The sequence below is a fragment of the Diaphorobacter nitroreducens genome (assembly GCF_002214645.1).
Lineage (GTDB): Bacteria > Pseudomonadota > Gammaproteobacteria > Burkholderiales > Burkholderiaceae_C > Diaphorobacter > Diaphorobacter nitroreducens.
The window spans coordinates 1,805,352-1,828,915 of sequence record NZ_CP016278.1 but is presented as its reverse complement, the minus strand read 5'-3'; the positions used below and the strand labels follow the sequence as shown (position 1 = coordinate 1,828,915).

General features: G+C 63.9%; 27 protein-coding genes. 19 read left to right on the top strand and 8 right to left on the bottom strand.

Going from position 1 to position 23,564, the window contains the following annotated elements; all coding sequences use genetic code 11:
• Positions 1-162: 162 nt before the first annotated feature.
• From dinG to BA022_RS08650, 9 genes are all read left to right on the top strand, one after another.
• Entirely contained in the window at positions 163-2,319 is a 2,157-nt protein-coding gene (dinG, locus tag BA022_RS08690) for an ATP-dependent DNA helicase DinG (RefSeq protein ID WP_088887226.1), read from the top strand.
• Positions 2,320-2,410: 91 nt separating this feature from the next.
• Positions 2,411-3,037 (top strand): XRE family transcriptional regulator, encoded by a 627-nt coding sequence (locus BA022_RS08685; protein ID WP_088888565.1) that lies wholly within the window; start codon positions 2,411-2,413, stop codon positions 3,035-3,037.
• Positions 3,034-3,450 (top strand): PAAR domain-containing protein, encoded by a 417-nt coding sequence (locus tag BA022_RS08680; protein ID WP_088887225.1) that lies wholly within the window; start codon positions 3,034-3,036, stop codon positions 3,448-3,450. The genes BA022_RS08685 and BA022_RS08680 overlap by 4 nt, the downstream gene beginning before the upstream one ends.
• Positions 3,451-3,452: 2 nt before the next feature.
• Positions 3,453-3,956: a DUF4123 domain-containing protein gene (locus BA022_RS08675; RefSeq protein WP_088887224.1), complete on the top strand. Its 504-nt coding sequence runs from the start codon at positions 3,453-3,455 to the stop codon at positions 3,954-3,956.
• Positions 3,940-4,290, top strand: a complete 351-nt coding sequence (locus BA022_RS08670) for a hypothetical protein (RefSeq protein ID WP_088887223.1) — start codon at positions 3,940-3,942, stop codon at positions 4,288-4,290. The genes BA022_RS08675 and BA022_RS08670 overlap by 17 nt, the downstream gene beginning before the upstream one ends.
• Positions 4,290-4,892 carry a Tox-REase-5 domain-containing protein gene (locus tag BA022_RS08665; RefSeq protein ID WP_088887222.1) on the top strand — a complete coding sequence of 201 codons (603 nt, stop codon included), beginning with the start codon at positions 4,290-4,292 and terminating at the stop codon, positions 4,890-4,892. Before BA022_RS08670 ends, BA022_RS08665 begins: the two co-directional genes overlap by 1 nt.
• On the top strand, positions 4,889-5,632 hold the full coding sequence (locus BA022_RS08660; protein ID WP_088887221.1) for an immunity 52 family protein: 744 nt from the start codon (positions 4,889-4,891) through the stop codon (positions 5,630-5,632). Before BA022_RS08665 ends, BA022_RS08660 begins: the two co-directional genes overlap by 4 nt.
• Positions 5,632-6,129, top strand: a complete 498-nt coding sequence (locus tag BA022_RS08655) for a hypothetical protein (protein ID WP_088887220.1) — start codon at positions 5,632-5,634, stop codon at positions 6,127-6,129. The genes BA022_RS08660 and BA022_RS08655 overlap by 1 nt, the downstream gene beginning before the upstream one ends.
• A gap of 2 nt (positions 6,130-6,131) precedes the next feature.
• A complete protein-coding gene (locus BA022_RS08650; protein WP_088887219.1) occupies positions 6,132-6,326 on the top strand; it encodes a hypothetical protein in 195 nt (64 codons plus the stop codon).
• A 58-nt stretch (positions 6,327-6,384) separates the two neighbouring features.
• Here BA022_RS08650 and BA022_RS08645 read toward each other — a convergent pair whose 3' ends face one another.
• Positions 6,385-6,657 carry a helix-turn-helix domain-containing protein gene (locus tag BA022_RS08645; RefSeq protein WP_088887218.1) on the bottom strand — a complete coding sequence of 91 codons (273 nt, stop codon included), beginning with the start codon at positions 6,655-6,657 and terminating at the stop codon, positions 6,385-6,387.
• Positions 6,658-6,918: 261 nt separating this feature from the next.
• Here BA022_RS08645 and BA022_RS08640 point away from each other — a divergent pair, with 261 nt between their 5' ends.
• From BA022_RS08640 to BA022_RS08615, 6 genes are all read left to right on the top strand, one after another.
• On the top strand, positions 6,919-7,134 hold the full coding sequence (locus BA022_RS08640) for a hypothetical protein (RefSeq protein ID WP_088887217.1): 216 nt from the start codon (positions 6,919-6,921) through the stop codon (positions 7,132-7,134).
• 143 nt (positions 7,135-7,277) lie between these two features.
• Positions 7,278-8,990: a phosphoadenosine phosphosulfate reductase domain-containing protein gene (locus BA022_RS08635; RefSeq protein WP_187306036.1), complete on the top strand. Its 1,713-nt coding sequence runs from the start codon at positions 7,278-7,280 to the stop codon at positions 8,988-8,990.
• Between the two features lie 89 nt (positions 8,991-9,079).
• Complete coding sequence (locus BA022_RS08630; protein ID WP_088887215.1) at positions 9,080-9,754, top strand: hypothetical protein; 675 nt, start codon at positions 9,080-9,082, stop codon at positions 9,752-9,754.
• Positions 9,751-10,398, top strand: a complete 648-nt coding sequence (locus BA022_RS08625) for an RES family NAD+ phosphorylase (protein ID WP_088887214.1) — start codon at positions 9,751-9,753, stop codon at positions 10,396-10,398. Before BA022_RS08630 ends, BA022_RS08625 begins: the two co-directional genes overlap by 4 nt.
• A gap of 197 nt (positions 10,399-10,595) precedes the next feature.
• On the top strand, positions 10,596-10,967 hold the full coding sequence (locus tag BA022_RS08620; RefSeq protein WP_088887213.1) for an antitoxin Xre/MbcA/ParS toxin-binding domain-containing protein: 372 nt from the start codon (positions 10,596-10,598) through the stop codon (positions 10,965-10,967).
• Positions 10,964-11,491 carry an RES family NAD+ phosphorylase gene (locus BA022_RS08615; protein WP_088887212.1) on the top strand — a complete coding sequence of 176 codons (528 nt, stop codon included), beginning with the start codon at positions 10,964-10,966 and terminating at the stop codon, positions 11,489-11,491. The genes BA022_RS08620 and BA022_RS08615 overlap by 4 nt, the downstream gene beginning before the upstream one ends.
• A 443-nt stretch (positions 11,492-11,934) precedes the next feature.
• Here BA022_RS08615 and BA022_RS08610 read toward each other — a convergent pair whose 3' ends face one another.
• Positions 11,935-13,011 carry an IS5 family transposase gene (locus BA022_RS08610; RefSeq protein WP_228403757.1) on the bottom strand — a complete coding sequence of 359 codons (1,077 nt, stop codon included), beginning with the start codon at positions 13,009-13,011 and terminating at the stop codon, positions 11,935-11,937.
• A 60-nt stretch (positions 13,012-13,071) separates the two neighbouring features.
• On the opposite strand from BA022_RS08610, the gene BA022_RS08605 reads away from it, so the two are divergent.
• The 3 genes from BA022_RS08605 to BA022_RS08595 are packed head-to-tail and all read left to right on the top strand — an operon-like array spanning position 13,072 to position 15,317.
• On the top strand, positions 13,072-13,752 hold the full coding sequence (locus tag BA022_RS08605) for a class I SAM-dependent methyltransferase (RefSeq protein ID WP_187306035.1): 681 nt from the start codon (positions 13,072-13,074) through the stop codon (positions 13,750-13,752).
• A gap of 1 nt (position 13,753) precedes the next feature.
• Positions 13,754-14,602, top strand: a complete 849-nt coding sequence (locus BA022_RS08600; RefSeq protein WP_088887209.1) for a class I SAM-dependent methyltransferase — start codon at positions 13,754-13,756, stop codon at positions 14,600-14,602.
• A gap of 1 nt (position 14,603) precedes the next feature.
• Positions 14,604-15,317: an autoinducer binding domain-containing protein gene (locus tag BA022_RS08595; RefSeq protein WP_187306034.1), complete on the top strand. Its 714-nt coding sequence runs from the start codon at positions 14,604-14,606 to the stop codon at positions 15,315-15,317.
• Positions 15,318-15,431: 114 nt separating this feature from the next.
• Here the strand turns inward: BA022_RS08595 and BA022_RS08590 are convergent, their stop codons facing one another.
• The 4 genes from BA022_RS08590 to BA022_RS08575 all read right to left on the bottom strand — a co-directional run bounded on the left by BA022_RS08590 (position 15,432) and on the right by BA022_RS08575 (position 17,107).
• Positions 15,432-15,743, bottom strand: a complete 312-nt coding sequence (locus tag BA022_RS08590) for a hypothetical protein (RefSeq protein WP_088887207.1) — start codon at positions 15,741-15,743, stop codon at positions 15,432-15,434.
• A gap of 98 nt (positions 15,744-15,841) precedes the next feature.
• Complete coding sequence (locus tag BA022_RS08585; protein ID WP_088887206.1) at positions 15,842-16,333, bottom strand: hypothetical protein; 492 nt, start codon at positions 16,331-16,333, stop codon at positions 15,842-15,844.
• A complete protein-coding gene (locus BA022_RS08580; protein ID WP_088888564.1) occupies positions 16,330-16,815 on the bottom strand; it encodes a hypothetical protein in 486 nt (161 codons plus the stop codon). The genes BA022_RS08585 and BA022_RS08580 overlap by 4 nt, the downstream gene beginning before the upstream one ends.
• Before the next feature lies 1 nt (position 16,816).
• On the bottom strand, positions 16,817-17,107 hold the full coding sequence (locus BA022_RS08575; RefSeq protein WP_148665157.1) for a hypothetical protein: 291 nt from the start codon (positions 17,105-17,107) through the stop codon (positions 16,817-16,819).
• 389 nt (positions 17,108-17,496) lie between these two features.
• Here BA022_RS08575 and BA022_RS08570 point away from each other — a divergent pair, with 389 nt between their 5' ends.
• The gene (locus BA022_RS08570; RefSeq protein WP_148665156.1) at positions 17,497-20,973 is read left to right on the top strand and encodes a hypothetical protein; all 3,477 of its coding nucleotides are present in this window, start codon (positions 17,497-17,499) and stop codon (positions 20,971-20,973) included.
• Positions 20,974-21,004: 31 nt separating this feature from the next.
• Here the strand turns inward: BA022_RS08570 and BA022_RS08565 are convergent, their stop codons facing one another.
• On the bottom strand, positions 21,005-22,288 hold the full coding sequence (locus BA022_RS08565) for a hypothetical protein (protein WP_088887203.1): 1,284 nt from the start codon (positions 22,286-22,288) through the stop codon (positions 21,005-21,007).
• 77 nt (positions 22,289-22,365) lie between these two features.
• On the bottom strand, positions 22,366-23,358 hold the full coding sequence (locus tag BA022_RS08560; protein WP_088887202.1) for a hypothetical protein: 993 nt from the start codon (positions 23,356-23,358) through the stop codon (positions 22,366-22,368).
• Between the last annotated feature and the right edge of the window lie 206 nt (positions 23,359-23,564).

The following is a 23,564-nucleotide window of genomic DNA, read 5'->3' as shown; positions in this document are numbered from 1 at the left end:
TTGCCCCTTGGCGACATGCCTTGTCAGGTTGGCCAGCCCAGAGTGACCAGGGCCATGGTGCCTAGGATCGAGGACTACAACAGCCATGGTACCGAGTAGATGATCCAAGCGCACGGTCCGGTGCGCCCTTGAAAACCCCTCGGACCAGCGGATGCTGGTCCCATGCTCACCGAGGAAGAAAAGGATCTGATGCGCCGCAGCCTCGACGCCGTGCGTCAGGGGATGCCGGGCTTCACGTCGCGCCAGCCGCAATTGCGGATGATGGCGACCGCGGCGCACGCACTCGCCGCCATTGGCAATCCAGGCGCACGCGAGGAGGGCGGGCACCTCGCGGTGATCGAGGCGGGCACCGGGACGGGCAAGACCTTGGGCTACTTGCTGCCGGCGCTGGCGCTGGCCCACCTGCGCGGCAAGCACTTGGTGGTGGCCTCGTCCACCGTGGCACTGCAGGAACAGCTGCTGCACAAGGACGTGCCGGCGCTGCGCCAGTGCTTGCCGTTCGACGTGCATTGCGTGGTGGCCAAGGGCCGCGCGCGCTACGTCTGCCCGGTGCGGCTGGAGATGCGCGAGCAGGCCTGCGCCGACCTGCCGGACGATCCCGATGCGAGCGTGCAGGACAAAGCCCAGTCCGGCCGGCCCATCGGCGTTCGGCTGCTCGGCCGGCTGGCTGACGCCTTCGCCAAGGGCACCTGGTCGGGCGACCGGGATAGCTGGCCCAGCGCGATCCCCGACGCGGACTGGCGGGCGGTGAGCACCGACCGGCAGGGCTGCATCGGCGGCAGGTGCCCCCAATTCAAGCGCTGCCCGTTCTATCTCGCACGCCAGGAGATGAAGGACGCCGACCTGATCGTCGCCAATCACGACCTGCTGCTGGCGGCTGCCGACATGGAGCCGGGTTCGGTGCTGCCCGACCTGGCCGAGACGATGCTGGTGCTGGACGAGGCGCACGGCCTCCCGGCCAAGGTGGTCGAGCACTGCGCCTCGCGCCATTCGCTCAAGGGCGCGCAGGTTTGGATCGAACGGGCGGCGGTGCTGGCCGAGGACGCAGCCGTGGCGCTGCGCCTCGATCGGAGCCTTTCCGAGGCGGTGGCGGCGGCTTCGCTGGTGCTCGACGAACGGATGGACGCGCTGCACGCCGTGATCGGCGAGCACTGCCGCTTCGAGGGCGAGGCGACTGTCTGGCGCTGCCAGCACGGCATCCTGCCGGATCGCTGGTGCGAGATCGGTACGGGGCTCGCGCAGGCGGCCACGGCAATGATCCAGGCACTGCAGGCCGTGCGAGAGGCGTTGGTGGCCGCGGCCGGCGACCGTCCGGCGCAGTTGCAGACGCATCTGTCCGGGCTGGGCTTCTGCCTCGGCAGGCTGGCGCACATCGAACAGACCTGGGCCTGGATGCTGCGCGAGGACGCCCCGCAGGCCTTGCCGACTGCGCGCTGGGTCGAACGCCACACGGGCGCCACGCACATGCAGGACTACCTGGTCTGCGCAGCGCCGATCGGTGGCGGCGAAAAACTGCGCGCGCTGCTCTGGGAGCGCGCCGGCGCGGCGGTGCTGACCTCGGCGACGCTACGGGCGTGCGGACGGTTCGAGCCCTTCCTGGAAGAAAGCGGGCTGTCCGGCTATCCAGCACTGCACCGGCTGGACGTGCCGTCACCCTTCGACTACGCCCGCCGCGCCGTGCTGAACATTCCGCGCGTGAAGGCTCATCCGCGGGATGCCGAGGCGCACACCCAGGAAGTGCTCGAACGCCTGCCGGCGGTGCTGGCGTACGAGCCGGGCGCCCTGGTGCTGTTTGCTTCCGGCTGGCAGATGCGGCAGGTCTACGACGGCCTGCCCGAGAACTTTCGCAGCCGAGTACTGATGCAAGGGCAGGTCTCGCGCCAGGAACTGATCACCTGCCACAAGGGGCGTGTCGATCATGGCGAGCCGTCCGTGCTGTTCGGCTTGGCGAGCCTCGCTGAAGGCGTGGACCTGCCGGGCGACTACTGCACGCACGTCGTCGTCGCCAAGCTGCCGTTCGCGGTGCCCAGCAGCCCGATGGAACAGGCCCGGCGGGAGTGGGTGGAGCGCCAGGGCAAGTCGGCCTTCATGCTGCTGAGCGTCCCGGAAGTTGGCATCCGTCTCGCCCAGGCCGTCGGCCGGCTGCTGCGCACGCACGAGGATGCCGGCACCGTGACCGTGCTCGATCCACGCCTGGGCAACACGCACTGGGGGCGGTTGCTGCTGCGCGGGTTGCCGCCGTTCCGGATTGTCGTCGGCGACCGCGCACCGGACAGGGAAAGACGAACGGAGGTCGAGGAGTGCGTGGCGGCTGTCTAATTTATGCCTTAAATGGCATAATTCGGCTATGACAACTGCAAACGACTCCTCCGCGCCGCCAAAGAGGTCGGGGCGCCAAGCTGCCGATCCGATGACGGCACGCATCCGTGCCGATGTGATCGAGGCGATCCGGGGGCAGCTCAAGGCGGGTGGTTGGACGCAGCAGCAAGCCGCCGACATCTGCGGTGTCACGCAGCCGAGGATCAGCGATCTGTTGCGTGGCAACACCGGACGCTTTTCGTTGGATGTCTTGGTCGGGATCACGGCGGCGCTAGGGCGGCAACTGGCGCTGCAGACGGGGGGAGACACGATGGAAAACACAGTGGAGGATGGGCTGCGTCAGGTCGCTGAGTTCATGGCGAAGCTCGCGGCCCGCCCGGTCAAGGCGCGCTATCCGGTGGCCACGGAGAGTTCGACCACCGAGCGCGGCGGGCACGTCATCGCGACCAGCCCCTACACAACCACCGGGGGACGGGTTGCCCTGGTCGGTGACATCGTGCGCTATGCCGACGGCAGCCAGACCCGCATCGTCAGTGGTGCGGGTGCGGTCCTCGGGCACCAAGGCCGATCGGTGGCGCTGGTTGGCAGTGCGCTCGAAAACGGCGACACGATCAACGGTCCGATGCACGAGGGCATGGTGATCGTGCAGTACGCCGACGAAGCTCCGATCGAGGGCTTGCTCGATCCGCACTACCTGCCGCCGGGGAGGCCAGCATGAGCCGGCCATTCATCGTCATGGGCGACAAGACCAGCCACGGCGGCACGGTCATCAGCGCCGACTTCACCAGCGATATCCACGGTAAGGCGATGGCCCGCGTGGGCGACATGGTGGTGTGCCCGAAGTGCAAAGGCGTGTTCCGCATCAACTCGGGTGCGGAAGACATGGTGGACGGCGAGGGACGTGGCTACGCCCGCCACATGGACACCACCGAGTGCGGCGCAAGACTGATCTCCAGCCAGGCCACGACCACCTGGTCGAACACGTCGTCGATGGGTGACGCTGCGGCCGACGCCAAGGCCGAGGCGCTGGATGCCGCATCTCAGGTCGCGGCCGCCACCGACTCGGGCATCTGCCTGGACTGCCTGCGCAAGGCCGCCCACTTCGGCAGTCCCACCGTGATCCGGGAGTGACGATGCTCGACGTGCAATCCCGGTGGGCGCAGCTACACAACACCATGCCCGAACTGCGGCTGTATGCCCTGGTCGATGGCGTGCAGTACCAGACCCAGCTCTGCAAGCGGTTCCAGCCTGCCAGCGGACTGTTCCCGCTGTTCGCTGGCACGCAGGACGCGGTACTGGCCCATGCAGGCCCTTGGCTGGTGGATGCGGCCGTAGCTGGAGAAGTGATGGTCGCCGAGCTGGCCACGCTCGAACGCGATGCACCATCGCTGTCATGGATCATCGCGCCGCAAGACCTCGAAGGCCTCGGGCAACTGCTGCAACTGAGGCTCGACGTGAGCCTGCCGGACGGTCGCAGCGCCCTGCTTCGCTTCTGGGACCCGCGCGTCCTGGTCAACCTGGCGCGCACGCTCGACGGCCCACAGCGCGAGGAATTCTTCGGCCACATTCATGAATGGCACCTGCTGCACGAGGGGCAGCGCGTTTGGATCGGGAGACAACATGCTGACGCTCACTGAGGCGCAGTGGCAAGCCCTGCAACAAGGGGAAGCCCGCCAGTTCGTGGCGGCCGTGTGCGACGAGTTCCTGGTCAATCGGCCAGAGATGCGAGAACACCCTGGCAGCGAGGTAGTGTTGGAACGGATGCAGGCCGCCTATGACTACGCCGCCCGCGCAGGCTTCACCTGCACGCCGCACATCGTGCGGCTGATGGTCCTGTCGGCGGACGCGCCGCGCATCCATGACGACCCGTTGGTCGATCACTACCTGCGCAAGCCCGGCGCGACGCCGGAACAACGGCTCGACGACCTCGATGCCGTCATGAACAACAAGCTCAAGGGAGGCAACACCTGATGGCCGCCATAGCAATTCCGGCCATTGAGGCCGTTGTGGTGCGGGTGCTGGCAGCACTCGGGGTAGGCGTCGTCGCCGGCGCGGCGGGTGAGGCCGCGAAGGAACAGGCACGCAAGCGTCAGGAGGAAGCCGACAAGGCGAAGTCTACGCCCATCGCTCGCACCGACGCCACGACGAAGGAGCGCACGAAGTGCAAAGAATGCCCACCAGATAAGGGGAGAACCAAAGAGCGGACATTCCCTGTTCGCCAGGATTGGGTTGACTATCAAGCTCGTGTAGGTGGGATGCCGAATGGCCCGACTTTCATCATTGAGTGGGAATTCAACGGGCGAGAGTTTGACGGATTCGTATCTGCCGAATGTTTACTCAAAGAAGCCAAGGGTGGCTACGACAGATTCTTTGATGAGTGGGGACGACCCAAGAAGTGGTGGGCTTACCAAGTAGACGAGATGATGGATCAAATGAGCCGCCAGAGCTTGGCTGCGATGCCAAGGCCGCCCACCCGATTGGAGTGGTTTTGGCAGGAACCGCTTAGCTATCGCTATTTCTCAAAAATCCTCGTTGCCATCGCCCCCGACGTACCGCACCACTACTTCCCATGAAAAACACACCGCCCCTTAGCATTGCGTTTAGAGCGCAGTTCAAAATCGACCTGACAAATCCACCAAGTCTTGAAGACGATTTAGCCAAGTTGTTTGAGCTTCGACAGCATTTGCGTCAGTTGTCGCCGAAGCTGGCGGAGTGGTTCCTGGGGGGAGACACAAAGGACGAGGCCTTTCTGTACTCTGCCTTTGATGAGAGCGGCCCTACCACTGCGATTGCAGCCGTTCTGCGAGAAAAATACCGCAGAAAGAAGGGGGGCATCATCTCTCGTCCAATTGGCCTTTGGAATGGCGAAGAAGGCCTTGAGGGCGCAACCATGGGGCAGCTATATAGGCAAGTTAAAGAGCCGAGCCTGATTCACTTTGAGACGGAGATCGCAGAATTCCTCGAATACTCTAAGGTGCTGAGTGCCACGAGGAAGATCGTCGAACTATGGAACCCGCTATTTTCTTCTGTCGAACCGGTTTTCTACGAATCAGTTTTCAAGGATCGCCCCAGCGTGGGATGGATGCTTTACCTGCCCCGAGTGCTGACTGTCCAGCAAGTCCCCGAGGCTCGCGCGCTGGTGCCCGTCATGGGCAAGGACGCAAAGGGCAAAGACAAGCAGCTCGGGACGATCATCGTCAGTGTCACCGATGAACCGTTCTCGGACGAGAACCCCGAGCACGTCAAGATCGCCAACGCCATCGAGATTCGGCTGGTCGATCAAGACTTGCTTCCACGTTTTTCGGCCTTGTAATGAGTTTCGAGATATTCTTTCACAGCTACGAGCGCGGTCAACCTGGCACCTTCCCGCTGTCCGAGGTCGAGTCAGCGTTTCAAGCGGCCATCGTGCATCGCGAGCCCAGCCGCAACGGATTCTTTTGGCGGCTGGAATATCCAGTCTTGAATCCACCAGACGTACCGCCCGTCATGGAGATCAACGGGCGGATGTACCCGGTAGTGGTAAGTGACGGCTCAGAGGTCTACATCACCGTCCAGTCAGGCACTGATTCGTGCCCCACAACCGATGGTTTCATGGTGAAGGGGCCAGCCTCCCATCCCGACTTCCATGCAGCGCTGCTACGGCTTCTGCAAACCACGCACTCCGCGCTGTTCTGGCCAGGCAACAACTCTCTTGTCGTCGGGCAGATCGAGAGCATCCAGCATTTGCCCGAGGGGATGGTGGAGTCTCTTGGCGAACCGTTCGTGGTCACTGAGCCCCGGCAAATCCTCGAACGCATCAGGGCGAGTTGACCATGCTGGGCTGGTGGATCGTCACATCGACGCAGACCCCGGAAGAGCGCGACCGGGCCGACCAGGACACCAGGCGGGCCACGCTCCTGGTCAACTGGGAAGCCAGCGTCAACGAGTGGTATGTTGATGAGCGCTTCATGAAGGCCATCAGTTCTGTGCTCCAGCACAGGTGCGTGTTCGGGTGGAATCACCTTTAGGTGAGGGCGATCCGCCATGATCCACTCGACGACCCTGTCAAGGGCCGATTCCCTATGGTTATTGTTGAGTCTTCGAGTCCTTGTTGTCGGCTGAAGGGTTTTTGGCGGGCGGTACGAACGTGATACGCAGATCGTGACCGAGAGCTTGGGCGAGCCTGTGGAGAATTTGCAGGGAAGGGTTTGCAAGTCCGCGCTCCAACTGCGAAACGTAGGACCGATCGACTTCGGCCGCCAGAGCCAGCGCCTCCTGTGAAAGATCGGCCTGTTGTCGGGCAGCTTTGACCTGTTTTGACAGGTTACGGCACAGCGTATCGAAGTTCTTATCTTCCACGCCGGCAGGATGGGGCTGGCGGGACCATTAATCCACGGAATATAATCCACAAAATATTCCGAATGCCTATCTTGGGCATGGTTTTCGAAATATCCTGTCATCTCTTGCTGTCTCGATGACGACTAGGCGTCTCAATAAATCCGATGCTGGGGCGCTGCAGGGCAGTAACTGGTTGCCGATCCTATTCGTTGAGAAAGGAGAACAGCCCTGGTGATGCAGGGCCGGGTCGGTCTTTCAATGCTTCCATGGAGGAGCGGGATTATGGTCGCTCGGTATCAAGAAGAATGGGATCAACACTGTGCGGATCAGCGGTTTCTGGATTATCTGGAGGTCTGCCGCCGATTCGATCCGGAAGGCTTCGAGCGCGCCTTGCGGCAAGACGAGGCCGCCACTACCTTTGACTTCCGGCGCGTCATTCTTGAAGCGTACGCCACGGATTCTGGGGGCATTGATGCGGCTCCCCGGCTGCGTGTTTGATCGACAACCAACGCTGCTCTCCGGGTAGGGCTGGCTGGACAATGCTGTCAGCTTGCCGCATCGCGTTGTAAGCGTTGTGGTTGCGGCTGCCCTTGAAACCGCCCGCTACGGGAGGACGCTGGATGCCATTGGAGGCATTCAGCATGACAGAACAGTTGGTACAGATGCGGCGGGCCACGCCGGAGGCGGCGGCGCTGGGCGCGATGAGCCGCCTGCTGCGGGCCGGGCACCCTTTGGTGGTGGCGTTCTCGGGCGGCAAGGACAGTAGCACGCTCGCCAACCTCGCTTTGAACGCGTGGCTGGCGGCACGCCAGGACACGGAACGGCTGCCGCCGCTGGTGGTCATCCACTCCGACGTCGGCTCGGTCGAGAACCCGGAGATCCGCGCCTTGGTGGTGAGCGAGCTCGACAAGATGGCGACCTTTGCCAAGGCGCAGGGTATCGCGCTGATCGTGCGCATCGCCCGGCCACCGCTGTCCGAGACGTTCGCCGTTCGCGTCGTCGGCGGTCGGGGGCTGCCGGTGTTTCCCGATTCCCGGCGCGATTGCACCAGCAGCTGGAAGCGCGAGCCGAACGAAAAGGCCCTGCGCATCCTCGCTGTCGAACTGCGCCGCCAGGGCTGGGCGGAGCCGGTCCTGATGACGGGCGTGCGGCGCGACGAGTCGACCGTACGCGCCGGCGCGATCCTCGCCCGCGGCGAGCGGGCCGCGCAGACCTGGACTGATAGCGAAGGGCGGCTGCGCCTGAGTCCGCTGCTGGAGTGGACCAGCGACGACATCTGGGCCTACCTGGGGCTGTGCCGGCAGGGCGTAATCCCGGGCTACAGCGACTTTGACGAGACGCTGCGCATCTACCAGGACGCCGGCGGCAGCAGTTGCGTGGTGGTCGCCGACGCCGAGATGGAGAAGCACGCCAAGCCCTGTTCCAGCCGTTTCGGCTGCTGGGCGTGCACCGCCGTGCGCGAGGATCGCTCGCTGCGCCAGATGATCGCCAGCGATCCAGCGCGCTACGCCTACATGCAGCCGTTGGCCGCGCTTCGCGACTTCATTTCCAATACCCAGTACGACTGGGCGCGCCGCCAGTTCATCGGCCGCACCATCCGCAAAGGCTTCATCGCGATCGGCGCGGATGCCTACGCGCCGGCCATGCTCGCCGAGCTGCTGCGCTACCTGCTGTCGATCCAAAAGCTGGTTGGCATCGAACTGGTGAGCGCCGCCCAACTCATCGCCATCGATGCCCGCTGGTCCCTGTACGCGCTGGCCGAGCCATTTACGGCGCTGCGCATCTGGCGGGAGGTAGAGCGAGGCGGTCGCTGGACGCCCCCGGCGGTTGCGCCCGTACCCAAGACCGAGGTGCCGCGCTATGGGCTGATCCATGTGGGGGACGACTGGGACGACGATGTCCAGTCGGGCCTGGTGGTCACCGGACTGCGGGACCCGGGCTGGGAGATGTTCGCCGAAAGCTGTGGGCTGGACCTGCGGACGCTGCGCAACGGCCGCACCGTGATGGACATCGAGGGATTGAGCGACATCGAGGAAGAGGGGGCCTGGATGTTCCTCGACTTCGAGGCAGACCGCATGCTCGACGCCCGGGCGAGTTTCGAATGGGACTGGACGGCCGGCTACCGCACGTACCTGCGCTTCGGGTTGGTCCAGCCGCGCAAGGGTCAGTCGCACCTGATCGACGGCATCCTAAGGCGCTCCCAATGGCGTCAGCGCCACGGGCTACACGGTCAGCAAGATCTGGCGTCCCTGCAGGCCCGTCTGGCCGTGCGCTTCGAGCGGCAGGGTGAGCTGTTTGATGACTTGGCGACGGATGGCGTTGCGTATTCGGTCGGCAATGAGGTGCTGGCATAGCGCCCGCCTTGGGCCTGCGGCGACTGAGGTTTGATCGTTTTGAACCAATGATGTAATATTACATCAACTAGAGCAAAGGAGCTTTCATCATGGGCAAAGCCGCAACCCTGACGCTGCAGGGCGATGTCCTGACCGTGCAGCCGTACCCCGACGCAGGCGGACCACGCCAGCGCGGAGGCCGTGCTTTCGTGCTCGAAGTGGCCACCGAGGCGGCATTGAACACCTTGTTGGCCTCGTTGCCCCTGCTGGACAGGCTGCTCACCGAGAAGATCGTCGCCGTGCGCCAGCGGAACATGGAAGAGATGGTTGACTTCATGGCGGCCCGCATGGTGCAGCCCAGCCAGGCCGAACTCGAGATGGCCCAGCGCCTAGCCGTGCGGCATGCTCGCGTGCTCAACGAGTTCGGCTCCTTCACCGCCGAACAACTGGCCGATGCGAACGGCTCCAAGGCGGGTAACCGCTCGGCGCTGGCCGACAACTGGCGCAAGCGCCACCAGGTCTTCGCGGTGCCGCATCCGGACAAGGGCGCGCGCGAGCGCGACGTCTATCCCGCCTTCCAGTTCGACGACGGCAAGCCGATCAAGGCGGTTCAGGGCGTGCTCGAAGCCTTCGCCGGCCGCAAGTCGCCCTGGAAGCTGGCGCTGTGGTTCACGTCGAACAACGGCTGGCTGCCGGACAGCGCACGGCCCGTTGATCTGCTGACCAGTGATCCGCAGGGTGTCGTCGAGGCCGCACGGCGGGACGCCGAGGGGAGCGCGGCTTGACCTGCCGTGCCCCTGTCCCGCCGCTTGATCCGCTGTTCGATCGCTGGCCAGTTGGACGAGTGATCCACGTCATCCACGATACGGCCTTCCCGCCCGACAGTTTCAATCCTGGGGAGGATGGGGCAGGGCGGCTACGCAAGCCGACTCGGTTCGCGCCGATCCGCGATGCCGCGGGGCAAGTGGTGCCCTACCTGTACGGTGGCTCGACCCTGGACTGCGCCATCTTCGAAACGGTCTTTCATGAGGTGCCGGTTGATGCGGCCGACAAGTTCGTGGATCTTGACGACTTCGCTCAACGGGGCCACGGTGAGCTCGTGCCGAACCGCGACCTGAAGCTCGTGGACCTGACCAGCGAAGGGCTGCACCGCCTGAAGGTGCCCAAGCACGAACTGATCACGAGTCCATCCCGGAACTACCCGCTCACGGCCCGCTGGGCCGAGGCGCTGCACCGACAGTGTGGTGATGTCGACGGCCTGCTGTGGATGTCGCGCCAGCGCGACCGCGATCACGCACTGCTGCTGTTCGGCGACCGGCTTGCCGGCGTGCTGAGCGGTACACGCGTCGGCGCGCCTTTAGCACGCAACCCGACACTGCGCGACGCCGTGCTGGCGGCAGCGGTGCGCGCGGGTATCGACGCCGATTGATTTGCCGCGCCCAACGCCGGGTGAGATGCGCGAACGCATGGAGTCGGAGAGTAGCGGGTAACCCGTCCTGGCTTCACGCCGAGAGCCACTGACCGCTCCCGAGCGGTCTTGCTGCCGGAGGCAAGATAGGAGGCAGGTTGCGCGGGGAGCGTATTGAGTGCAAAATAAGTGCATATCTATTGCGTGGAGTTGGCGCCATGAGCACCGTGCTGCAACAACCCTTCGCCGAGCAGTTCCGCGAACCGGACACGCCCTACCTGTCGCCGGCCCGGATCGGGGATTTCTTCGGCTTCAAGGTCCAGGAACTGGCCGAGCGTGCCCACGTCCATCGAAACACCCCGACCGCCAGGCCCCAGGCCCCTCAGTTGCAAAAGTATCTGCAGGACATGGTGCGGGTGCTGGCCGTGGCGACCGAGATGACCGGCGATGAAAAGCGCGCAGCATTCCTGCTGCGCAACGAGCCGCTGCGCGCCTTCGGCTACAAGACGGCGGATGCCCTGATCCAGGACGGGCGGGCCGATACGCTCATCGCCTACCTGGAATCGCTGGCGGGCGGCGCTGAGGGATGATCCTGGCCGTCACGCTCGGCGAGGGCAAGGACGAGGCCTGCTACCGCGTCATCTCGCCAGCCTACGCCGGCGTGCCGCTGTCCGGCATGGGCGCTGCGCGCCAGGGCGGCCGCTTCAACCGACCGGGGCAGGAGGCGCTCTACCTGTCGCTGGACGAAACCACCGCCCTGGCCGAGTACAAGCAGGACAACCCCTGGCTGCGGCCGGGCACGATCTGCACTTTCTTCGTTCGCGGCTTGCGGGTCGCTGACCTCAGCGCCGGTTTCGACCCGGCGAACTGGCCGCCGCTGTGGGCCGATTTTTCAGTGGACTGGCGGGCGGAGTGGTTCGGCAAGTCCGTCGAGCCGCCCACCTGGTACATGGCCGACGATGTCGCCGCCGAGGGGCTGGACGGCATCCTGTTCCCCTCGCAGGCCCGCCCCGGCGGCCTCAATCTGGTGGTCTATCGGAGTTCGTCCCGGCCTGTCGATCAATTGCGCGTATACGACCCCGACGGCGCTCTGGGAAAGATCGCGCCTCGGTAAGCAGTCGCGCGCCGCCGTGATGGGGCCTGTGTCTGGATACGCGAAGCGCTGATCCGGCAACGGATGCGGGGCAGCGTTGATTATGCTGACTTGATTATGAAATAGTAATCATTCCTATCTTGAGGAATTGTCGGTAGCTTGATTCCCCGTTCGGCCTGCGCTTGCGATCTCGTTTCTGCAGCGTTGTCGCGCGGGCAGAAAAAAGGAGGCTTGCGTGATTTCGGAAACAACCAATCCCCGTTTCCACGGCGCGGGCGTGGCCGACTACGATGCCCGTATGGGCACTTCGCGTAACCCGTTCTTCGCGGCGATCCGGCGCGAAGTGACCCACAAGTGCCAAGTCAGAGGGTTTTGAGGACGCAGGCAGGACGTGACAAGGCCCGCAGTGGCCGCAGGCGCCCTGCAAAACCCCATTTGGGGACTCTGCGGGCGCACCTCGGCCCTCATGGCGCTCTCGGCATGGGGTCATGGCTGACCAGCCAGACAAGACGCTTGGCGTTGTACGTCGCACACTTGAGCAGAATGGCCAGCTCATTGCGCGCCAGTGTCAGCGCCCGCACGCACTTGCCGCCAAGCTGCTCCAGCCCAGCGAACACATGCTCGCCCCGGGCTCGGATGCGGTTGATCGCCTTGTTGCGCCCGTCCAGCCGGGCTCGCCTGTCTTGTCCCGGCTTGGCGCGCCGCGCAATGCCGTCGCGCAACTTGCTGGTGTGCAGCAACTCGCGATTGGCCTGCGCGTCGTAGCCTCGGTCGGCCAGCACCCGCGCGCCCGTGTTGCCGCAGTCCAGCACATCCTTCAATGTCTGCCCGTCGTCCACATTGGCCGCAGTGATCTTGGCCTGGCGAATTAGCTTGTAGCGCGCATCGGCGTTGGCATGTACCTTGTAGCCGTAGAAGCTCTTGCCGTGCTTCTTGGTCCAGCGCGCGTCGCCGTCGGTGTGCCGCATTCGCTTGGCACTCCAGCCCTCAGGCTTGCGGCCTTCGTTGAGCGCTTCGCGCTCGTCCTTGTTCGTCTGGGTGACGGGGGCCTGCACGATGCTGGCATCCACGATCTGTCCGCCGCGGGGGATGTAGCCGTGCTGCTGCAACTGCAGGCTGACTGCGTCAAAGATGGCGCGTCCGCCCAGGCTACCTTGGGCCAAGCGCTGCTTGAAGCTCCACAACGTGCGTGCATCAGGGATGTGCAGGGCACCGTCCAGACGGCAAAAGTGCTGGAAGCTCATGCGATCAAGCACCTGGTACTCGCAGTCTTCGTCACTGAGGTTGTACAGCGACTGGATGAACAGCAGGCGCACCATGACTTCGGTGGGGTACGGCGGGCGACCGCCCTTGCTTCGATCAGCGCGCGGGCACGCCACATCGACCTGGGCGGCAATGGCGCTGAAGTCAATCAGCTCATCCATCGCCGCCAGATTGGCGATGAAGCCGCCCAGCTTGGCCTGGCGCTGGTCCTGCACAAACAGGTCGCCACCGGGCTGGCGACGCCAGAAGGCCGAGGGCTTGATGCGTGGGGTGATCATGCGCTCCATCATGCCGTCTCAGGCGCCTTCCGGATGAGAGAGGTTTCTAGAAGTGCCCGTATGCCTCGGCGCGTGCCGGGCTACGAGTTGCTGCATCTGCTGACGATGGCACAGATGGTTCAGCGCTTGCCTGGACCTGCCAACGTGCTGGTGGTCGGTGCCGGTACCGGCCAGGAGGTTTTGCGCCTGGCGCAGGCACGACCCGATTGGCGCTTCACCGCGACGGATGTTTCTGCCGACATGCTTGCGCTGGCCCGGCAGAACTTCGTCGAGGCGGGGATCGCTGCGCGCGTTCGGATGCACGTCGGGGCGCTGGACGCGCTGGATGTGGGGCAGGGCTACGACGCGGCGCTGATGATCCTGGTCGCGCACTTCGTGCCGCACGATGGCCGCAAGCAAGCCCTCTTCGAGGCCATCGCCCATCGATTGAAGCCGGGTGCCCCGTTGTTGTTGGCGGACCTGATGGCCGCCGCCGATGGGTGGGAGCGGCCGGCGCACAAACATGCCTGCATGACGCTGGGGCTGAGCGAAGAGGCCGCCGATGCCGTTCTCAAGGGGTTCGAGAGCGATTTCCACTCACTCGACGAAACCGAACTGAAGGCCGTGCTGGCCCGCAGCGGCTTCTCGGCGCCAGCGGCGTACTTCCGGGCGCTGGGGTTCGCAGCCTACGCCACGACGCGTGCCAGTGGCCATGCAGAGGATGAGCCCGTCCGCCTGGACTCTGCCCAGGAGGCGGTCTGAAATGACGCCGACCTTGCCGGCCGCAGAACCTGCCGTCCCGGCCGCCGTTCGTTTGAGCGGGGTGCCGGAGACCTTGCTGTGGACCTTGCACAACCGCGCCCAGGAGGCCATGCGTCCAGATGCCTTGTTGCGTGACCCCGAGGCGGTGCGGCTCTATCGGGCCATCGACTACGACTACGCCCGCAGCTTCGGCAAGCCCGATGGTTCTCACGCCCTGCGTTCACGGATGTTCGACGCGGCGCTGCGGCCGTGGCTCGCGGGCCATCCCGGCGGCACGGTCGTCGAGTTGGCGTGCGGTCTCGAAACCCAGTTTCAGCGTTGCGACGATGGTCGGGTAAAGTGGTTGTGCGTCGATGTGCCGGAGACGATCGCCGTCCGGGAGCGCCTGCTGCCACCAAGCGAGCGGTGCCGGCACGTGGCGTGCAGCGCACTGGATCTATCCTGGCTGGACGAGGTGGATGCGACGAAGGGCGTCTTCCTGACGGCCCAGGGTTTGTTGATGTACTTCGAGGAGCGTCAGGTTCAGACCTTGCTGGCGGCCATTGATGCCCGCTTTCCCGGAGCCGAGTTGATGTTCGATACGATTCCGCCGTGGTTCTCGCGCAAGACGCTGGCCGGCTTCCAGAAGACGGCGCATTACCGTGCGCCGCCCATGCCGTGGGGAATCCGCCATCGGGACATCGCGGCGACGTTGGGACGGTGGATGCCGCATGTCGAGCACATCGACATCCTGCCGTACGGGTTCTATCGCGGCCTGGCCGGCAAACTGCTGCCCGTTTTCTCGCGCATGCCGGGGTTGCGAAACCTGCTGCCGAGCATCGTTCGGGTTCGGCTGAAAGGGGAAACCTGACATGCAGCGATGGGCTCACGACCTTTCCACCGCGCTGGGGTGTTCCATGGACGCTGACGCCGTGTTCGGGGTCGTGGAGGCCGCTGCAAAGGACCTGGGCTTCGAGTGGTGCGCGTTCGGGCTGCGCTCGCCGAGCAGCTTGACCCGCCCCGACTTCCAGTTGCTCAACAACTACCCCGTGCAGTGGCGCATGCGCTACCAGGAGGCCGGCTATCTCGCCTGCGATCCGACCATCAAGAGGGGCATCCGATCCCAACTGCCCATGCTGTGGGACAACGAACTGTTCGCGGATGTCCCCTGCCTGTGGGACGAGGCCCAAGCCATGGGTTTGCGCGTGGGATGGGCACAGTCGCGCTTCGACGGAACCGGGGCCGGCAGTCTCCTGACCTTGGCGCGCTCTGGTGAAGTCCTGGGTCGCAAGGGACTCGAGAGCAAGGCGTTGCAGTTGAACTGGCTCGTTTCCGCGACCCACGAGGCCTTCACCCGCGTGCTCAACGTGGCGAACACGGAACGGGCCAAGGTGCCCCTGACGCGCCGGGAAATCGAGGTGTTGAAATGGGCCGCCGAAGGCAAGACGACCGAGGACATCGCGTCGATCCTGGCCATCAGCGAGGACACGGTGAAGTTCCACACCCGCAACGCCGTGCTCAAACTCGGGTGCAGCAACCGCATCTCGGCAGTAGTCCGGGCGCTGTCGGCAGGGCTTCTGTCCTGAAGTCCGTCGGACCGAAGGGCAAGCGCATGGCGTGGGGACGCGGCCAGGGGATGGCCTGGGGGTAGTCACATCGGGTGGGGGCGGGGGCTCCGATGCTTCCCGTGGAGGGCGGAATCAGGAGAGGTGCAGTTCGAGGAAGCTGCGGGTGGTTTGCGGCAATTCGCTGACGCGGGCGAGTTCATCGATCCGGCCGGTCGACCAGCGCAGTTCTCCTGCGTTTTCCTCATTGAGGAGCAGCAGGCCTTCTTCGAAGGCTCCCACTGCATGGCCAGCGAGGGGCTGCAAGGTCATGACGTGGCGCTGCTCGATCCAGAGCCACTCGGTGACCCAGGTCTCGGGAGCGTGCCGCAGCGTCCGGGAAATCTCGGCGAGGTGCCCGCGTGGCGACGCGAAGAGATTGAGGACGGTGTAGAACTGCGCGGACATCGGAGAAAGAAGGCGAGAGGCAAAAGCCTCCCACCTTAACACTCAACGACACCGGAGTCCGCATCGCCAGCCGCAACAACCGATGGCGTTGGCGGTGCTCACAGCCACACGCCTTCGTCCCGCCCTGCTGCCAGCAGTGCATCCCTGTTTTCGGCGAAGCGCTCGGCGATCCAGTCCGGGATGTTCCCGTCGAACACATCGCGCAGGTTGCCCACCGTGAAGCCGATGACGCCGGCGCTGGGCGCAACCGCCATGTCGAAGCCGGCGCGCACGCACGCGCTGAGCATGTCACCGAAGCGGCCCCGCATCAGTTCGACCTCGCCATTGCGGTATTCCCGCTCGAACTCGTAGCGGTGCTGCCAGAGGTAGTCGTCGACACGGGTGCCAGCGGACTCGTAGTAGAGGCGTTCGTTGATGCGAACCGAGCTGTCCCAGTCGTCGACGGTATCGAGGCCGTTGCAGACCACCCAGTCGATGCAGTTCTCCACCTCCTCCAGCAGCAGCTTGTGCCGTCGCGGCGTCAGTGCCCCGTAGCTGCGAGCCACTCCAATGCTGAGTGCTTTCCATCGCTCGTATTGCAGCATGTTCATGAGCCTTCTCCCGGTGTTGCGTCCTGAATCCTGGGGCCGAGCGCGTCCATTGTCGAAATGACGCGGGCGTCAGCCCCGAACGACAGGCCACTGAGCAGGTAGTGTTCGCCCGAGACGACAGCGCGAACTTCGATGGAATGGGGCGTGTGGATACGCACGACCTCGCATTCGCCGAGCCGCCGCGTCGCCACCCGGTCACCGGAACTCAAGGCGCCTTCGCGGGCGAGTCTGACCAGGCGAAGCGTGCCGGGCGGAATGTCCTCGGGGAGGGGCCGTTCCTTGAACGTGTCGCCGAACCGCTGCTGGCAGATGTGCCTGGCGGCCGTGCGCGTGGTCTCATCGACCTCGGTGCCGTAGGTCTTCGCGTAGGCGTCCAGAAATTCGTCGAGCTGGCGCTGTGTACGGAACTCGCTGCAGGCGTCGAGGCGCTCAATAGCGACCCTGGCCCACAGGGGCAGGTGCTGAAAGACGGGGTGAGGCATGTCAGGCCCCCTCCGGGTGATCGGCATCTTCGTCCACCGGCTCCGCGCCCAAGCGCGCCAGCAGCCGGTCGATCTGGGGGATGCCGAAGTCCCAGGCTTCGAAGTCGCGCCCATTCGGGCGCACGCCTTCGGTTCGAACCACGTTGAGCGCGTCAATCTTGAGTTCGCGCAGACGATGCAGGCCCTCATAGACGAGTTGGGCATCGTTGTCGCCGAGCAGGGCTTCGAGGTCGATGGTGTTGGGCTTCCGGCCGGACGCCCCAGCGGATGCTGTGTTGCAAGCACGTGGCATGGTGTTCTCCATGAAAAAGGGGAACACGCGCCCCCTCGGGGACGGTGTTCCCGAGAGGAATGGGCAGGCACGCGGGGCGTGCCCGAATAGGCAGGTATCGGACTGCGACGCTGGCCAGAGCCAGAGCATCCATCGATTGGATGCAGGCGTATTGACAGCATCCAACGACTCGCGCATGGACTCAAGGACTCGCCACGTGCAGCCAGGCGCAACCATCGCGCCACACGATCATTGCGTATCGCATCGCGGTCATGGCGCTGCCATGAGCCGAGAACTGAAGTCTTGACATCGTGTCTTGCCCAGTTGTGCGCCACCACGATGCCAATGAGGTAGTCTTTCCTCCGACGCTTTCGAGCGATGCCTAGATATCAAAGCCAGTGAGAAATGAGATGAATCGAATCCCAAGCCTGCGCCACTCGTTCTTCCATGCAAGAGCCGTGCTTCGCGCACGCTTCGCCGCATTGCCTTCGTGGCGTCGCGCTCACGTCGGCTTGGTGTCATCAGATCTGGAAGCGCCCCGTGATGCAGATTTGCTGCAGCTATTGCAGGATACCTCGTTGACCAGAAACGCTGAGGAAACGCTGGCTCGGCAGGAGTACATGCGCATCCGGTCAGAGCCTGGGGCGGGTGCCGAATTGCCGGACTACGACGAAGCGCTGGCGAGGGGATGGTTTCGAACCATTGAGGGGAGCGTGGTTCCCGCGGGTGCGTTGCGCGACTACTACCATCTGCACGATGTGTCCTATGCAGAGGCGTTGCGCTCCTTTGTCTACTGGCTAAGCGAAGTGAGATATCACATCGCACAGCCAGGGACGCATGCCAGTGCTGGATCCTTCGAAGACTATCTTGTTGCTGGGGCCGAATCGGCGCATAAGCCGCCCGTCCAGACGCCGGCCTGGATTGCGGCGCGACTTTGGGATGACCTGCCACCAGTCGATCTCGCAACGTGGGCGATGCGTTGGGAAGTGCTCGATTGGGTCCCCCTGATTCCTTCTGCCGTTTGGTCTGAGCAGGATGCACAGCGGTTCAGGGAGGCATCACTTCAAGCCCTACGCAATGCCAATCTCCCCACATGGGACCATGTGTCCGTTGCCGAAAGCCTGCGGGCCTCCGGGGACATGCGAGATCTGGCACCTATCAAAGTGAAGCCTGACCTGCTGGGGCGCGTCCTCGCTCGTACGCGCTCTCACTACGGAACCGACCTCTATGAGGCGCATGCGCTCTGTGCACTCATGAGGGTACTGGTGCTTGAGCTGGCGCATGTCGAGGCTGGACCGGTCCCTTCCAAGATGGCGCAGGAACTGGTCGCGCTGGCGACCTGCCACCCTGAACTTTGCGACGTGCTGATCGACTGTTGCTTGCAAGCGCCGCAGGTACTTTCCGACCTCATTTTCTGTCCACCTGCAGCGGGCCTGGTCTGCCACCTGGTCGCTACATGGCATGTGCAGTTCCAGATCGACCGGGACTATCGCAATGAGGCTGCCGACTCGGTGCAAGCGTCATTGTTGGCGGACTGCCTGGAGGTTCTCCGGTATCACCTTGTTCAGGGCGACGTAGCTCCGGCTGAATCCGCGCGCTTGCTGATCGTGATGCAGGAGCACGATTGCGGGGGGAATGATGGCGTGCCTTTGCTACCCATTGGCCTAGACCACCTGCGTGGACTGCCCGTGGACATCAAGCGGCAGGTTCGCCAGTCACTCATAGAAATGGCAAGTCCCAAGGCCACCTCCCAGGAGTTTGCAATCATGCTGAAGGCTGTTGCCGTGGTGGGTGAGTCGTTGCCTCCTACAGAAGCGGAAATGGTAGCTTCTGCCTACCGACAGGCATTCCAGGCGAAGGAACGGGCCGACACGCGATGGGTAGACGTCACGGGCGCGGCCGTGCTGGCCCGGCTGGCAATGGATCACGGCCATCTCCAACCCAGTATCTTCTATCCCCTCGACTTGCAAGCCGAACTGGCGTGTCAACCGGACGATGTCGTAGGTCTGGGTTTGTCCATGCGTGAGCAGATCCGGATGCTGAGCCGTGCGGTGGTGGGCTACCCCGAAAGCGTACCTGGCGAACTCGTCGAGGCATTGGCTTTGGCGATCCAGGCTGGGGCGAGTAATCGCCCGGACAAGGACCGGGTCGACGCCTTCACATTCCAACTGGACAACCAGGTCCGAGGTCGGCAAGGGCCGCGCCTGGAGTCAGATTTGATCGAGGCCGTGAATCGGCTGGAGGTCCCTGCTCAACAAGAGCGCCTCGTAAAGGCGCTCCTGCTGGTCGAGGATCCTCTGATACTGGCCTTGTTGCTGCCCCGTGTGCCGGCGGTGTACCGCGAGCGCATTGTTGCCCGGTTGCAGGTGTTGACCCCCGACGAAGCCAGCCGTGCCGCGTTCGTCACACAAGCGTCGGAGCGGGGGCAGGCGCTTCTGGATGCAGGGCTTCCTGAGCTTGCCAGTGCGTACCTGCGAGAGGCTGAAGAAACGCAACGTGGAAGAAATCTTCCCGCGTTGGCCGTGCAGACCCTGAATCAGCAATTGCAGATCCACTACCTGAGCGGCACGTTTGATGCGGTTGCATCAGCCAAGATTCCAGACGGTTTGCGGCCGGAACACCAGGCCGAGGCGCAGAGAACACTCGATTTCTTCCGAGCGCTGGTGTGCCTCAAGAACGAGCCACCCGAAGCCTTGAAAGCTGCAGGGATTTTTCACAGCCTGTATCGGCAGCACCCGTTGCCTGCATACGCGATCAACCTGCTCGCCGCGCGTATGGCCAAACTCCTTGGGGAGAACCTGTTTCGTATCGTGGTCGGGGAGGATGCTGAGATGGCCCGCCTCGCAATCGATGGGGCTGACCGGGCCATTCCTTCCGTCCAGGGACTCAGCGACATGTCCCGCGCCATCCATGTGCCAAATTGCGCAGCCATGCTGCTGGCCGTTGGGCGCCCCAGGGAGGCCATGAATCGCCTCAAGGAACTTGCGCCTGCGGAGCGCACCGCCGAGAGCACGGCATTCGAGGCGGTGGCCAGCGCGAGGCTTGGCGAGCCGGATCGTGCCCGTGCGCTGATTCGGTCAGGCAGGGAGCGCTACGGCGACGCATCGCTGCTCGTCGGGGCCGAGAGCCACATCGATCATTCGGCCGGCTTTGGCGCGCCTCCTCTCGTGCTTTCCAAACAGGAGACGGCGGTCCAGTTGCGCGCAGCCATGCGTTCATTCATGGAGCTCCCCGCTTCGGAGCAGGCAGAAGTTCTGATGGGGCCACCCCTGGCATTGGAGAAGCTGCTGACGGCAGCCTTTCAGGACGCGCTCGCCGCTTTTCAGCGAACGCTGTCATTCCTCAAGCTCGACAGGCATACGGAATTCGATGAAGACGACTTCAATGGCATCGTCGCCGAGTTGGTCGAGGCGCGACTCGGAGGAAGTTTGGGTTGGCAGGCGCACGAGCAGTCACCGGGCGGCTACACGGAGAAGGGCAATGCCGGACGGCGTGACTTCGTGATCCGTCGCCGAGGCGTAGACATCACCGTTTTCGAGGCGCTGAAAGCGTCGAGGCCGAATGACGAACGGCTTGCGGAACATCTCCACAAGCTTTTTGGCTACTCTTGGGCCGACATCCTCTTCCATGTCACCTACAGCAATCGCAAGGACGCCTCTGAAATGCGTACCGCAGTCGAAGAGGTGGCAAAGCTGCCACCACCTGGCACAACCTATCTGGGCCAATCGGCGATACGTGCAGATGGTGCCAGGCCCGGTGCAGTCAGGGCCGCCTATCGCAGAAACGGGGTCGATACCACGGTCATTTTCTTCGTCATTGACATGCGGCAAGACGGTCTGCGGGTGGCGGTAGGCGCGCCGGAGGTGTCTCTCTCAGGCAATTCCTGAAATCGCAAGTTTCCGCGATATTGGGTCACCCTCAAATGATGGCAATTCCCTTGTCGAGAAGGGAATCCAGAAAGGCATCCCGCGAACTGATCGGCTGTGAAGAGGTGGTCGCGAAAACCAGTTCCTGAACGACGCGGCGTGCGAGCTTTCGTGCTGCGATTCGTTCTTCCACGGAGATGGGTTGCAGTGGCCGGCCGTGAATGAAGGCGCTGCGCAGGTCGAACAGATGGCGATAGGTCGCGCCATCGCTGGATGACCCGAGTAGAGCGCTTACGCGCGCGGCCATCCGTGATGTCGCCTTGAGCGACTTGTGCGGATCGGTCTTGGGCTTCGGCTGGTGATCCCGTACCGTTCCCAGCGCCGCCTCGAGCAGCGTGAGGTGTGCCAAGAATTCATCGATACCATCACTGAGATAGGCGCGCACCAGAAAGTGCACGACCGGCGTTTCGAATAGCGGCGAAGGCAGGGCTTGCTGCAGCAATGCCCATGCGGTATCAGACAGGATGCTGGGCAGGTCTGATGCTTCGTCGCGCAAAGGCAGTTCCACAGGGGCCTCCCATTCGACTTCCTCGCCATACCGGTCGACGGCGAACTTGGGCTCCCAACTCAGGCTTCGGGCCGATGGGGGAAGAGGCGGCTGAACGAAGAGATCATCGCAGCGCGAGTAGACCCATGGGACTGTGAAGCCGCGCCAGTCGATGCCCGGCATGTCCGACCAATCCTCCCAAGGGGCGATAAGCAGGAAGAACAAGGCGCGCTCCACGGCGGCTGGCAGTCGGCTGGCGTGGGGGTCGATGCGCGCGGGATCGGGGGCGGACAGAAGGTGTTCCAGGGCAGGTAAAGCACGGGCTGCGGCAGTTGGTTCGGCCGTGCGGGTTTCATGGACGACCAGCCACTGAAACTGCGCAAGGTCGCCCAGGCTGGGGAGCGTGGACGGGTAGTGGCGCAGTAGCCGGTCCCAGCCGAACAACGGGCCGAGCTCTTCCTTGCTGAACTTGCGAAGCTCGGCTGGTCCGAACTTCAGTGGCGGCAGAGGGCTGGCCAGGTTCAACGGACAGAGATGGATCCAGGTGATGGTCTTGGCTTGGAAGGCTTGATGAATCGACTGGGCTGCTGCTTCCGAGGAGGGGGCAGCAAGCGAGGCGTCGCCGAGGCAGGGCAGACCGAGGGAGCGCAGGGCGTAGTAGAGCGCGAAGTTCAGGGACTGATCCCATCCGGCGTTGTCGTAGTGGCTCTCGCACGCATGCCGCAATTGGGCGAACGCCGGTGCCTTGAACAGATCCCCCGGTGCCGGAGAAGCAAGTTGCCATAGCATGGCGCAAGCCGTTGAGACAGCGGCGGGTGGGGCGGGTGCCATGGCAGAGTCTTTTCCTGGATAGAAGTGCGTGCGCGTCAGGAGACGCTCACCGCCTGCTTCTTGAACTTCGGCATGAGCGTGAGCTTGTAGGTCACGTAGGTGATGGTCCGCGTGCGCTCGCGCTTGTCAGGAGCCGTTCGCTCGATGGGGCCGTCGGCTTTCCAGAGACCGAACAGGACGAGCTCTGTCTCGGGCGCGAAGCTGTTCAGCCAGGCGCCGTCGACGTGCGCGACGCTGATCTCGAACGACTGGATCCGGAGGGGATCATCCGTCTTCCGATAGAGCGCGTGACCATTGAGAAAGCTACTTTTGTACTTGGCGCCAACAGGGGGGCGATGGATGGAACGCACGGTAACGCTCAAGGCGATGGGATAGGGGTTGTCGCCGCCTTTGGCGACCGTCTCCCAGGCCTCATCGAAGCGCTCATGCTCGAAGAAGAACTGCTTCCATGGGATGCGCTGGGTGCCCAGGCGCAGTACCAGTTCCGAGGCGAGTAGCGTATCGGTTTCGCACATCGCCCGCAGGGCCACGAGGTCGGCCGTGGTGCGCAGATAGCTGTCGAGCTTCTTATCCGAGAGCGCCACCTCGGTGGACGTTTTCGGCTGGCTCGCGCTTGAGGCGACGGGGTCGGTTTCCGGCGCATGGCCGGACAGACCGGACTTGCGCAGTCCGTTGTGCAGCGCGAGCAGCCGCAGCTCCCGCTTGCCATCCTCAAGCGCACGGACGAATTCGGGGTCGGACTGGGCAGCGATGATCTTCAGGCGGCCCGATGCGTCGTATCGGCATCCGGCGGAATGTTCGGATCCACGGGTCAGACCAATGTAAGCTGGGACATCGACAGGCTCGATGCGATTGGCTCTGTTCTGTTGGTAGCGAGGGACAAACCGGACATCACAGCCACATGACGGATCGTCGCAACGAAGTTCCGGTGCGGTACCGCCCCCGTCCGTCGTGCGTTGCAGTTCCTCGACCGTGTAGCGGTGCCCGTGGCGATCCTGCGCCGCACGCATCTTGATGCCTTTGCTCATGCCGTTGTCGCGCCTCCCAGAGTGATTCGTTCCGGAAAGTGTGCCACGCGACGCGCGCTGACGACATCGCCTTGGCGTCCGCGCCCCCGTATCAGCCCCTCGCATGATTCGAACGGAGGGTGTCCCAGGAGAAGTTGAAGGCGGCAAGGCCGGGTCGGGACGCCAAGGGGCTGACCTTGATTCCACGATGGCGTCCGTAGCCTTGA